This window comes from Paraburkholderia lacunae (assembly GCF_003353175.1).
GTDB classification, from domain to species: Bacteria; Pseudomonadota; Gammaproteobacteria; order Burkholderiales; family Burkholderiaceae; genus Paraburkholderia; species Paraburkholderia lacunae.
The window spans coordinates 1-12,217 of the sequence record NZ_QHKS01000003.1 but is presented as its reverse complement, the minus strand read 5'-3'; the positions used below and the strand labels follow the sequence as shown (position 1 = coordinate 12,217).

Genomic DNA, 12,217 nt, shown 5'->3' with positions numbered 1-12,217 from the left:
GCGCTGACGTTGTTCGCCCCGCGCGTTTCGACCGACGCAGCCGAAGTGAAACCTGCGAGACGACACGAGGCATCGCGGCCGCCTATCGTCAGCGATAGCGCGAGATGCCAATAAGGCCGCGCGACCAGGATCGCGCCGATTTTCATCAAGGAGGAAGACATGACGCAATTCACTCAACGCGCCCGCGCAATTGTGGTCCGCACAGCCAAACAGGCCGCCGTCGCCGGCGTGCTGCTCGCCAGCGCCATGACCGCGATGGCGCAGGCCGACAGCCCGGTCGGCACCTGGCAAACCATCGACGATCATACCGGCCAGCCCAAGGCGCTCGTGCAGATCAGCCAGGACGGCGCCGGCTCGCTCAACGGCAAAGTGATCAAGGGATTGGGCGCGAACGACCAGCCGGATCGCCGCTGCGCGGCATGTACCGACGAGCGCAAGGATCAATTGATTCTCGGCATGACGATCATCAACGATATGAAAAAGGACGGCGACGGCTGGGATCACGGGCAGATTCTCGACCCGGAAAACGGCAAGGTCTACAAGTGCAAGATGCACCTGGAAGACGGCGGGAACAAGCTGGTGGTGCGCGGCTATATCGGCGTGTCGCTGCTTGGCCGCTCGCAGACGTGGGTACGTCAGCAATAGTCCGCGCGTAGATCAGGCATGTCCGCCTGACGTGCTGGAATGGGTCAGCAGCGGGCCGCCACTGCTGTCAGGAGAGAGTCTGAAGAACCGGCCGACGATCTCTATCGTTCGGCCGTTTTTTTGTTGCTTGATGTGATCCGATTCGTTAGCGTCGTCATGCCGCGTGCTTGAAGGGCGACACATACGCGAACGGCGAAGGCGGTACAGGTCTGGCCGATACGGGGTCGTACGCCGCGGGGGCTGTGCCCGGAGTCGAGCCTGCCTGCGCGCTCTTCTCTTCCGGGCCGACTTGAGTACGCATGCGCGCTTCCATCAGGCTGCACAGTTCTTCGCTTGCCGCGCCGAACAATTGATCCACCACACGCTTGAGCACGCCGGACTCGTACCATGCCTTGAAGCGGCGATGGCAGGTTTGATACGACGGATATTTGCGCGGCATGGCCGACCAGGTCGCGCCGCTATGCATCACCCACAGTACGCCGTTGAGCACCGCGCGAGTATTGGCCAACGGCCGGCCACGCAGTTCGGAGCGCGGACGCAATTCAGGGAGCAACGGTGCGACGCGTTGCCATTCTTCGTCATTGATATCACGGTATGGATTCATGGTTTCTCCTTTGTCAGAACCATGACAAAGAAGATACCCAGTCCTCTTCGGACGGAATATAAGACCACTCCGAATCTTGAAAATACGCCTTTGGACGCAGCCTCTTTGGCAAGCGGACCGCGCTCTATCGCAACAGCGCCGCCGCGCGGATGAGGCGAACCCTCAGGTCAGCGACGTGTCGACGATCCGCCGCGGCGCGTCGAGATATTCCTTCGATTGCATCTCGACGATGCGCGACACCGTGCGCGTGAACTCGTTGGCCATCGGTCCATCGACGTACAGTTGTTCGGGTGGCACCGCCGCGGACATCAGCAGCTTGACCTTGTGGTCATAGAACACGTCGATCAGCCACGTGAAGCGGCGCGCTTCCGAAGCCATACGCACCGACATCTGCGGCACGGCGGAGAGGATCACCGCGTGAAAACGGCTCGCCAGCTCGAGGTAGTCGTTCTGCGAGCGCGGACCGCCGCACAGGGTCGCGAAATCGAACCATACGACGCCGTCCGCCTTGCGCAGCGCCTTCAACTCCCGCTTCTCGATGTGCAGAATCGGGCTTTCATCGGGCACCGCGGCCAGACGCGAGAACGCGTCGCGCAGGGCCTTGTCCGCCGCCGCGCCGAGTGGCGAGTGATACACCTCGACCTGGGCCAGCGTGCGCTGGCGGTAGTCGATACCCGCATCGACGTTGATCACGTCGAGCTTCGCCTTGATGAGTTCGATGGCCGGCAGCATGCGGTCGCGATGCAGGCCGTCCGGATACAGCGTGTCCGGATCGTAATTGGACGTCATCACGAATTGCACGCCGTTCTCGAACAGCTTGTCGAGCAGTCGGTACAGGATCATCGCGTCAGCGATATCCGACACATGGAATTCGTCGAAACAGATCAGCCGGTAGCGCTTTGCGATACGGCGCGCGAGTTCGTCGAGCGGATCGGCCCGGCCTTTCAGTTCCTCCAGTTCGCGATGCACCTCGCGCATGAACTCGTGGAAATGCAGCCGCGTTTTGCGCTGCACCGGCACGATCATGTAGAAGCTGTCCATCAGGAAGCTCTTGCCCCGCCCTACGCCGCCCCACATGTACACGCCGCGCGGCAGATCCGGGTGGATGATCAGTTTCTTGAACGCGTTCGAGCGGCGCGATTTGTACTCGACCCACTCTTCATAGCACCGCTGCAGACGGTCGACCGCCGCGCGTTGCGCCGGGTCCGATTGATAACCCCGCGTCTGCAGTTCTTTTTCGTAGTATTCGGTGACGTTCATCGTGTTGCGGCAAAAAGAAAGGCGGGAGGGAGTGAACCCGCCCGCCTTCGTGGTGATGCTGGAGTGCTGCGATCAGTCAGGCGTGCGCTGGTTACATGTTCAGCGCGCGCTTGTCGACGGCCAAGGCCGCTTCGCGCATGACTTCGGACAGCGACGGGTGCGGATGGCAAATACGGCCGATGTCTTCCGACGCCGCCTTGAATTCCATCGCCACCACGGCTTCCGCGATCAGATCCGATGCGTTCGCCGAGATGATGTGCACGCCGAGCAGTTCGTCGGTCTTCGCGTCGGCGATCATCTTGACGAAACCATCCGCCTTGTTGATGCCCAGCGCGCGGCCGTTCGCCATGAACGGGAACTGGCCCGTCTTGACTTCGCGGCCTTCAGCCTTCAGTTGCTGCTCGGTCTTGCCGACCCACGCAATTTCCGGTTCGGTGTAGATCACCCACGGAATGCAGTTGTAGTCGATATGCGGCTTCTGACCGTCGATGATTTCGGCAACCAGCACGCCTTCATCTTCGGCCTTGTGCGCGAGCATCGGGCCGCGCACCACGTCGCCGATCGCGTACACGTTCGGCACGGCCGTCGCGCAGTGTGCGTCGACGTCGATGAAACCGCGTTCGTTGGCCTTCAGGCCGATCGCTTCGAGGCCGAGGTTGTCGGTGTTCGGCACGCGGCCGATCGACACGATCAGGCGGTCGGCTTCGAACGTCTGCGCATTGCCGTCCTTGTCCGTGTAGTTCAACGTGACGCTGTTGCCGGTCGCCGTCACTTCGCCGACCGTCACACCCACGTGGATGTCCAGACCTTGTTTCTTGAACTGCTTGGCGGCTTCCTTCGCCAGCGCCTGATCGGCTGCGCCGAGGAATTCCGGCAGCGCTTCGAGCACGGTCACTTCCGAGCCCAAACGGCGCCACACCGAGCCCAGTTCCAGACCGATCACGCCTGCGCCGATCACGGCGAGTTTCTTCGGCACGGTGTCGAAGCTCAGTGCGCCTTCGTTGTCGGACACGATCTTGTTGTCGACCGGCACGTTCGGCAGATGACGCGCCTTCGAGCCCGTTGCGATGATCACGTTCTTCGCCGTGACGACTTCGGTCTCGCCTTCGCCGCTCACCTCGATCTGCACGCCGGCATCCGTCTTGCCGGTGAACTTGCCGTGACCCTTGAGCCACGTGATCTTGTTCTTGCGGAACAGGAACTCGATGCCCTTGGTCATCTTGTCGACGATGCCGTCCTTGCGGGCCAGCATCTTCGAGATGTCGAGCTTCACGTCCGACACGTTGATGCCGTGATCGGCAAGGTGGTGCTGCGCGTTTTCAAATTCTTCCGACGACGCGAGCAGCGCCTTCGACGGAATACAACCCACGTTCAGGCACGTGCCGCCGAGCTTCAGCGCGCCAGCCGGGTTCTTCCACTTTTCGATACATGCGACGGTCTTGCCGAGCTGCGCTGCGCGGATTGCGGCGATGTAGCCGCCGGGGCCGGCGCCGATCACGACGACGTCAAATTCTTTGGACATGACAATCCTTTTTCTTGACGGAACGGCGCGCGGCCACGCTTCGTGGCGCGCGCCGTTCCTGTACTGCGGAATGCTGGAGACGGTACTACCTGAATCGCGACAAACGCCGCGATTACAAGTCGAGCAGCAGGCGAGCCGGGTCTTCCAGCGCGTCCTTCATCGCGACGAGCGACAGCACCGCCTCGCGGCCGTCGATGATCCGATGGTCGTACGACAACGCCAGGTAGTTCATCGGGCGGATCACGATCTGGCCGTTTTCGACCACAGCGCGTTCCTTGGTGGCGTGCACGCCCAGAATGGCGGATTGCGGCGGGTTGATGATCGGGGTCGACAGCATCGAGCCGAACACACCACCGTTCGAGATCGAGAACGTGCCGCCGGTCATCTCTTCGATCGACAGCTTGCCGTCCTTGGCCTTCTGGCCGAATTCGGCGATCTTCTTCTCGATTTCGGCGAGGCTCAGCTGATCCGCATTGCGCAGGATCGGCACCACCAGACCGCGCGGCGAACCGACAGCGATACCGATGTCGAAGTAGCCGTGATAGACGATGTCGTTACCGTCGATCGACGCGTTCACGAGCGGGAACTTCTTCAGCGCGTGGACAGCCGCCTTGACGAAGAACGACATGAAGCCGAGCTTCACGCCGTGTTCCTTCTCGAACTTGTCCTTGTACTTGTTGCGCAGGTCCATCACCGGCGCCATGTTCACTTCGTTGAACGTGGTGAGGATGGCATTGGTTTGTTGCGACTCGAGCAGACGCTCTGCGATACGCGCACGCAGACGCGACATCGGCACGCGTTGTTCCGGGCGGTCCTTCAGCCACTGCTCGGCCGATGCCGGCGCCTTGACGTCCGGCAGCGACGGCTTGGCGGCCTTCGGTGCGGCAGCCGGTGCCGGTGCAGCAGGTTTCGCAGCAGGAGCGCCGGCGGTCAACACGTCGCCCTTGGTGATGCGGCCGTCGCGGCCCGAGCCTGCGACGTCGCCGGCGGACAGACCCTTTTCGGCCAACAGCTTGCCGGCAGCCGGCGAAGCAGCAGTGTTCGCACCCGTTGCGGATGCGGCTTGAGCGGCAGGAGCCGGCGCCGCAGACGGTGCCGGTGCGGCAACAGGTGCCGGCTTGACTTCGGCTTCGACAGCCGCGGCGCCTGCCGTGCCTTCGGTGTCGATCTTCGCGATCACCTGATCAGCGACGACGGTGTCGCCGTCGTTCGCAATCACTTGCGCGAGCACGCCAGCAGCCGGTGCCGGCACTTCGAGCACGACCTTGTCGGTCTCGATTTCGATGAGAATTTCGTCTTGAGCAACAGCCTCGCCGGGCTTCTTCTTCCACTGCAGCATCGTGGCTTCCGAGACCGACTCGGAGAGCTGGGGAACCTTGACTTCAACAATAGCCATTATGAATATCCTGAATACGTATCGGGTGACGGCGCGGTTATCAACGACCGGACGACCGCCTGCGAACCTCGAATGCCGCCAATGAACCATCAAATTGCTCACTGGATGAGGCACGGGAAAGCGCAGCGCGCTTTCCCGGTTCGGCTCTTGTGTTTATTTAGCGATCGACGAGCTCTTGAGACGGCCGAAAGCGCCTTCGACCAGCGCCTTCTGCTGCTCGTAGTGCTTCGCGTAGTAGCCGACTGCCGGCGAGGCCGAAGCCGGACGGCCGCTGTATGCCAGCTTCTGCCCGTCCTTCATGCCTTCCTTCAGGTGGTGCTCGATGTAGAACCACGGGCCCTGATTCTGCGGCTCGTCCTGCACCCAGACCACCTCGGTCGCGTTGTCGTACTTCTTCATTTCCGCTTCGAACTGCTTATGCGCGAACGGATAGAGCTGTTCGATACGGATGATCGCGACGTCGTTCGCCTTCGCTTCACGGCGATGCGCGACGAGGTCGTAGTACACGCGGCCCGAGCAGGCGATCACGCGCTTGACCTTCTTCGCGTCGATGGCTTCGTCCACTTCGCCGAGAATCGGCTGGAACGCGCCCTTCGCCAGTTCCGACAGATCCGATACGGCTTCCTTGTGACGCAGCAGCGACTTCGGCGTAGCGACGATCAGCGGCTTGCGGAACAGTCGGATCATCTGACGGCGCAGCAGGTGGAAAATCTGCGCCGGCGTGGTCGGCTGAACGACCTGCATGTTGTGGTCTGCACACAGTTGCAGGAAACGCTCGATACGTGCCGACGAGTGCTCCGGACCCTGACCTTCGTAACCGTGCGGCAGCAGCATCGTGAGACCCGAAACACGGCCCCACTTCACTTCGCCCGACGAGATGAACTGGTCGATCACGACTTGCGCGCCATTCACGAAGTCGCCGAACTGCGCTTCCCACGCGACGAACGTATTCGGTTCAGCAGTCGAGTAACCGTATTCGAAGCCCAACACCGCTTCTTCCGACAGCACCGAGTCGATCACCGTGAACTTCGCCTGGCCTTCGGCGATGTTCTGCAGCGGCACGTAGGTGCCGTCGTTCCAGCGTTCGCGGTTCTGATCGTGTAGCACCGCGTGACGGTGCGTGAACGTGCCGCGGCCCGAATCCTGGCCGGTCAGGCGCACGGCATAGCCCGATGCGACCAGCGACGCGAATGCGAGGTGTTCGCCCATGCCCCAGTCGAGCTTCGCTTCGCCACGGCCCATCGCGCGACGGTCGTTGATGACGCGCTCGACCAGCGGGTGAACCTTGAAGTTTTCGGGGATGGTGGTGACGCGCTCAGCGAGGCGCTTCAGTTCCGCAAGCGGCACAGCCGTGTCGGCTGCGTCGGTCCACTTGCGATTCAGGAACGGGACCCAGTCGACCGCGTACTTGCTCTTGTAGTTCGAGAGCACCGGATCGATCGTGTGATGGCCTTCGTCCATCGCCTTGCGGTACGCCTTGACGTACTCTTCCCCGTCTTGCGCGGTGATCACACCTTGTTGCACCAGCTTTTCAGCGTACAGCGCGCGCGTGCCCGGATGCTTCGCAATCGTCTTGTACATCAGCGGCTGCGTGACCGCCGGCGTGTCCTGCTCGTTGTGGCCCAGCTTGCGGAAGCAGACGATGTCGACGACGACGTCCTTGTGGAACTGCATCCGGAAGTCGATCGCCAGTTGCGTAGCCAGCACGACCGCTTCGGGATCGTCACCGTTCACGTGCAGCACCGGCGCTTCGATCATCTTGACTACGTCCGAGCAGTACAACGTGGAGCGCGAGTCGCGCGGATCCGACGTCGTGAAACCGATCTGGTTGTTGATGACGATGTGCAGCGTGCCGTGCGTGCCGTAACCGCGCGTTTGTGCGAGGTTCAGCGTTTCCATCACGACGCCCTGGCCGGCGAAGGCCGCGTCGCCGTGGATCTGTACCGGCAGCACTTGCAGGCCGCTGTCGTCGCCGCGACGATCCATCCGGGCCTTGGCCGAGCCTTCGACCACCGGGTTGACGATTTCGAGGTGCGACGGGTTGAACGCGAGCGACAGGTGAACCGGGCCGCCATCGGTCGAGACGTCCGACGAGAAACCCTTGTGGTACTTCACGTCGCCGGCCGGCAGGTCGTCGACGTGCTTGCCTTCGAATTCGGCGAACAGGTCCGCCGGCATCTTGCCGAGCGTATTGACCAGCACGTTCAGACGGCCACGGTGAGCCATACCGATGACGATTTCCTGCACGCCGTTGGCGCCGCCATGACGCACGACTTCGTCCATCGACGCGATGAAGCTTTCGCCGCCTTCGAGCGAGAAGCGTTTCTGGCCGACGTACTTGGTGTGCAGGAAGCGCTCGAGGCCTTCAGCGGCCGTCAGGCGATTCAGGATGTGCTTTTTCTTTTCATTGGAGAAATTCGGCGTCGAACGGATCGACTCGAGCTTCTCTTTCCACCAGCGCTTTTGTTCCGGATCGCTCAGGTACATGTACTCGGCGCCGATCGTGCCGCAGTACGTGTCACGCAACGCCTTGACGATCTCGCGCAGCGATGCGCGCTCGAACCCGAAATACAGATTCGTGGCGCTGAACTCCTGGTCCATGTCGGCTTCAGTGAAGTCGTAGAACGCGGGTTCAAGTTCGGGGATAGCGGGACGTTCGCGGCGCTTCAGAGGATCGAGGTTGGCCCATTGCGTGCCGAGGAAGCGATATGCGCCGATGAGTGACTGCACATAGACTTGCTTGCGTGCGGTAGCGAGATCTTCGCCGCCGGTAGCCGTGCGTGGGATGAAGGCGTTGGCCTTGGCCCGTTGAGCGAACGATTCGACGATCGGGCCGTGGGCCACGTCGTTGGCATTGCTGCCATCCGATGCAGGCACGTTCTGCAACGCATCGAAATAGCTGCGCCAGTTCTCGGGCACTGACGCCGGATTATCGAGATACGCTTCGTACATTTCTTCTACGTACGGAGCATTGCCGCCGAACAGATAAGAGTTCGACTGGAATTGCTTCATCATTTTTACGCTCACCTTTCTTCGAGTTTCTCGAGAAATAGCGGGTTACAGAACCTTCCGCGACACGGCCTGACCGTTTAGCGGATTGCGCGAATCAAGTCTTGCTTGGAAGGACCTAAAACTTTGCACCCGGGGAGCATATCACATAACGGATAGTCCAGATAGCAGACGGATTGTCGCTCGAGCCTTGCCAGGATGGGCTTTCTGGCCAGTTTTCAGTTCCTGCAACGGACTTCTGCAACAAATGGGGACAAACAACCACAAACGGAAAGCAAGCCGCGACCAAGGGCGCGCAAGTCATGCTGGGACGCAGAAACGGCAAAAGCCACCCGAAGGTGGCTTCTGTCTGACATCGAGCCGTTCAAGGCTGCCGCCTATTTAGTCCACTGCGCCCTTACGGCTTGCGCTGCGGCGCTCGTGTTCCTTCAGGTAGCGCTTGCGCAGACGGATCGATTGCGGCGTGACTTCGACTAGCTCGTCGTCGTCGATAAACTCGACTGCGTATTCGAGCGACATCTGGATCGGCGGCACGAGGCGCACCGCTTCGTCCGTACCCGACGAACGCACGTTGGTCAGCTGCTTGCCCTTGATCGGATTCACGACCAGGTCGTTGTCGCGGCTGTGAATGCCGATGATCATGCCTTCGTACAGCGGCTCACCCGGCGACACGAACATGCGGCCGCGATCCTGCAGCTTCCACAGCGCGTAGGCGACTGCGGCGCCGTCGTCCTGCGAAATCAGCACGCCGTTGCGACGCTCGCCGACCGAGCCTTCCTTGACCGGCTGGTACGAGTCGAACGTATGGCTCATCAGGCCCGTGCCGCGCGTGAGCGTGAGGAATTCCGACTGGAAGCCGATCAGGCCACGTGCCGAAATACGATATTCGAGACGCGTACGGCCACGGCCATCCGACGCCATGTCGAGCATTTCACCCTTGCGGCGGCCCAACTCTTCCATCACGCCGCCCTGGTGGCCGTCTTCCATGTCGACGGTCAGATTTTCGTACGGCTCGTGCCTCACGCCGTCGATTTCCTGCATCACCACGCGCGGACGCGACACGGCCAGCTCGTAACCTTCACGACGCATGTTTTCCACGAGAATGGTCAGGTGCAGCTCGCCGCGGCCCGCCACTTCGAACGTGGTTTCGTCGCCGGTTTCCTTCACGCGCAGCGCGACGTTGTGGTTCAGCTCCTTCATCAGGCGGTCGCGAATCTGGCGGCTCGTGACGAACTTGCCTTCGCGGCCGGCCAGCGGCGACGAATTCACGAGGAAGTTCATGGTCAGCGTCGGTTCGTCGACGGTGATCATCGGCAGCGCTTCCGGTTGCTCCGGCGAGCAGATAGTCACGCCGATACCGATTTCTTCGATACCGTTGATCAGCACGATGTCGCCGGCTTCAGCCGATTCGACCTGCACGCGCTCCAGACCCTTGAACGACAGCACCTGGTTGATCTTGCGGTTCAGGATCGCGCCATCGGGGCCCGAACGCACGGCAACGGCCATGCCCGGCTTGATACGGCCGCGCGTGATGCGGCCCACGCCGATACGGCCGACGTACGACGAGTAATCCAGCGACGTGATCTGCAGCTGCAGCGGCGCTTCCGGATCAGCCGGGCGGACCGGCACGTGTTGCAGCACGGCCTCGAACAGCGGACGCATGTCGCCTTCGCGCACGTCCGGCGTCAACCCGGCGTAGCCGTTCAGGCCCGACGCGTAGACGATCGGGAAGTCGAGCTGCTCGTCCGACGCACCCAGCTTGTCGAACAGATCGAAGGTCTGGTTGATCACCCAGTCGATCCGCGCGCCCGGCCGGTCGACCTTATTGATCACGACGATCGGCTTGAGGCCGAGCGCGAGCGCCTTCTTGGTCACGAAGCGCGTTTGCGGCATCGGGCCTTCGACTGCGTCCACCAGCAGCAGCACCGAGTCGACCATCGACAGAACGCGCTCCACTTCACCGCCGAAGTCCGCGTGGCCCGGGGTGTCGACGATGTTGATGTGCGTGCCTTCGTACTCGACCGCGCAGTTCTTCGACAGAATCGTGATGCCACGTTCTTTTTCGATGTCGTTCGAGTCCATCACCCGCTCGACCACTGCCTGGTTCTCGCGGAACGTGGCGGTCTGGCGAAGGAGCTGGTCGACGAGCGTAGTTTTGCCGTGGTCGACGTGGGCAATGATGGCGATGTTGCGTAGGGCGCGGGTCATAGGAAACCTGGAGACAGTTGGGAGTGCGCCGGTTGCTTATATAAACCACGACAAGCCCAAAGCGCACTTTTGGGAACCCAACATTATAGCACGCGCCAATGAACGTTTCTGGTATTCCCTGATAGGCCTGACGTCTTCCACGCAGCGGTGCATCAGATTAGCCCCCGCCACACGCCAGCCGAATCCTACGCCCCCCCACGTTTATGCCTTGAGCGGCAAAAGTTCCTTGCCTAAGCTGTAATAACGCTTGCCGCGTCAATCAACCGCCCCCTATAATCCTGCCTAGTCAACCATTGCATTCGCACGAGAATCATGATGGAGCCGTCCCCTTCCCCCCTGCCGGACCTCAGCGAGTACCAGCTAGGCGAAAGCGTCGGCTATCTGATCTCGCGGGTGAAATCGACCATGTCCAATCTGGTCACCCAGCGCAGCATGGCCGAACTCGGCATCACCAGCCAGCAAGGCAGCATCCTGTTCATGGTGGCCAGCGGCAAATGTCTGCTGGCGGCCGAACTGGCGCGCGAATATGGCATCGACGCAAGCGCCGTCACGCGCCTGATCGACCGGCTGGAAAAGCGCGGCTTGCTGACACGGGTGCGCAGCAACGAGGACCGGCGTGTCGTCCGGCTTGCGTTGACGCCGGAAGGTCATGCGATCGCGGCAAAAATGCCGGCGATTTTCACCGGCGTGCTGGACAGTCTGCTAGGCGGTTTCACCGCCGAAGAAGTGGGTTTCCTGAAGAGCATGCTGCGCCGTGTGCTCATCAATTCCGGCGAACAGACGGGATTAACCCGTGATGCAGCAAGCAATTTCGACAGCAAGTCGTAATAAATTGCTTGCAGTGTCCATCATTACATTCCACTCAAAGAGTCGAGCGATGAAATCCCTTTCCCTGTCCGCGCCCGCGCTGTCGAGCCGGGCCGCCGTCGCCGCCGCGGTGACGGCGCTCGCCCTTACGGGGTGCGCGAACTACTTCGGTATCAAAAACGACAAGCAGATCGCGTCGCCGGCTCAGTACGAGTCCACCCAGAGCCTGCCCGGCGAGAATGGCCAATGGCCGTCGCTCGACTGGGCCAACCAGTTCGGCGACCCGCAACTGCCCAAGCTGATTGCGGAAGCGCTCGACGGCAACCCGTCGATCGCTCAGGCGCAGGCGCGCCTTGCGAAGGCCTCCTCGTATATCGAGAGCTCGCGCTCGGCGCTGTACCCGAAGGTGAACGGCAGCTATTCGTGGACCCGCGAGCTGTTCTCCGGCAATGCGCTCTACCCGCCTCCGTTCGGCGGCGCCTGGTATAGCGAAAACAACGTGCTGGCTAGCGCGTCGTGGGATCTTGACCTGTGGGGCAAGAATCGCCAGCGCCTGGGCCAGGCCGTTTCGCAGGAAAAGGCCGCCGAGGCCGACATGCAGCAGGCGCGCGTGACGCTCGCCGCATCGGTGGCGAGCACCTATAACCCATCTCGTTATACACAAATCGACGCTTCCAGAAACGATGGTGGAATAGCAAAGCAGCCAGAAGGGGGTTGTTAACAATGCGGATTTCGCGTTTACTCTCGGATTTTCGGCATGAAGATC

Annotated in this window: 8 protein-coding genes and 1 pseudogene; 3 read left to right on the top strand and 6 right to left on the bottom strand. The window is 61.4% G+C overall.

The window, feature by feature from the left end; genetic code table 11:
- Window positions 1-159 precede the first annotated feature (159 nt).
- Window positions 160-645, top strand: a complete 486-nt coding sequence (locus tag DLM46_RS04855; RefSeq protein WP_115099654.1) for a DUF2147 domain-containing protein — start codon at window positions 160-162, stop codon at window positions 643-645.
- A gap of 154 nt (window positions 646-799) precedes the next feature.
- On the opposite strand, the gene DLM46_RS04850 is transcribed toward DLM46_RS04855, so the two are convergent.
- The 6 genes from DLM46_RS04850 to typA form a co-directional block, all read right to left on the bottom strand.
- Entirely contained in the window at window positions 800-1,249 is a 450-nt protein-coding gene (locus DLM46_RS04850; RefSeq protein WP_115099653.1) for a transposase, read from the bottom strand.
- Between the two features lie 162 nt (window positions 1,250-1,411).
- Complete coding sequence (gene zapE / locus DLM46_RS04845; RefSeq protein WP_115099652.1) at window positions 1,412-2,509, bottom strand: cell division protein ZapE; 1,098 nt, start codon at window positions 2,507-2,509, stop codon at window positions 1,412-1,414.
- 91 nt (window positions 2,510-2,600) lie between these two features.
- Window positions 2,601-4,031 carry a dihydrolipoyl dehydrogenase gene (lpdA, locus tag DLM46_RS04840; protein WP_115099651.1) on the bottom strand — a complete coding sequence of 477 codons (1,431 nt, stop codon included), beginning with the start codon at window positions 4,029-4,031 and terminating at the stop codon, window positions 2,601-2,603.
- 112 nt (window positions 4,032-4,143) lie between these two features.
- Window positions 4,144-5,427, bottom strand: coding sequence for a 2-oxoglutarate dehydrogenase complex dihydrolipoyllysine-residue succinyltransferase (gene odhB, locus DLM46_RS04835; RefSeq protein ID WP_115099650.1), 1,284 nt, complete (start codon window positions 5,425-5,427; stop codon window positions 4,144-4,146).
- Window positions 5,428-5,580: 153 nt separating this feature from the next.
- Complete coding sequence (locus DLM46_RS04830; RefSeq protein WP_115099649.1) at window positions 5,581-8,442, bottom strand: 2-oxoglutarate dehydrogenase E1 component; 2,862 nt, start codon at window positions 8,440-8,442, stop codon at window positions 5,581-5,583.
- Window positions 8,443-8,817: 375 nt separating this feature from the next.
- Window positions 8,818-10,644 carry a translational GTPase TypA gene (gene typA, locus DLM46_RS04825; RefSeq protein ID WP_115099648.1) on the bottom strand — a complete coding sequence of 609 codons (1,827 nt, stop codon included), beginning with the start codon at window positions 10,642-10,644 and terminating at the stop codon, window positions 8,818-8,820.
- 312 nt (window positions 10,645-10,956) lie between these two features.
- On the opposite strand from typA, the gene DLM46_RS04820 reads away from it, so the two are divergent.
- Together DLM46_RS04820 and DLM46_RS04815 are read left to right on the top strand one after the other, a co-directional pair.
- The gene (locus DLM46_RS04820) at window positions 10,957-11,472 is read left to right on the top strand and encodes a MarR family winged helix-turn-helix transcriptional regulator (protein ID WP_115099647.1); all 516 of its coding nucleotides are present in this window, start codon (window positions 10,957-10,959) and stop codon (window positions 11,470-11,472) included.
- A 49-nt stretch (window positions 11,473-11,521) separates the two neighbouring features.
- Window positions 11,522-12,097: pseudogene (locus DLM46_RS04815) on the top strand (TolC family protein); the annotation flags it as partial.
- Window positions 12,098-12,217: the final 120 nt, after the last annotated feature.

What these genes read in the sequence shown, in the direction of transcription:
- DLM46_RS04855 (WP_115099654.1), top strand. Translation starts at nt 160, where the DNA reads ATGACGCAATTCACTCAACGCGCCCGCGCAATTGTGGTCCGCACAGCC.
- DLM46_RS04850 (WP_115099653.1), bottom strand. Translation starts at nt 1,249, where the DNA reads ATGAATCCATACCGTGATATCAATGACGAAGAATGGCAACGCGTCGCA.
- zapE (WP_115099652.1), bottom strand. Translation starts at nt 2,509, where the DNA reads ATGAACGTCACCGAATACTACGAAAAAGAACTGCAGACGCGGGGTTAT.
- lpdA (WP_115099651.1), bottom strand. Translation starts at nt 4,031, where the DNA reads ATGTCCAAAGAATTTGACGTCGTCGTGATCGGCGCCGGCCCCGGCGGC.
- odhB (WP_115099650.1), bottom strand. Translation starts at nt 5,427, where the DNA reads ATGGCTATTGTTGAAGTCAAGGTTCCCCAGCTCTCCGAGTCGGTCTCG.
- DLM46_RS04830 (WP_115099649.1), bottom strand. Translation starts at nt 8,442, where the DNA reads ATGATGAAGCAATTCCAGTCGAACTCTTATCTGTTCGGCGGCAATGCT.
- typA (WP_115099648.1), bottom strand. Translation starts at nt 10,644, where the DNA reads ATGACCCGCGCCCTACGCAACATCGCCATCATTGCCCACGTCGACCAC.
- DLM46_RS04820 (WP_115099647.1), top strand. Translation starts at nt 10,957, where the DNA reads ATGATGGAGCCGTCCCCTTCCCCCCTGCCGGACCTCAGCGAGTACCAG.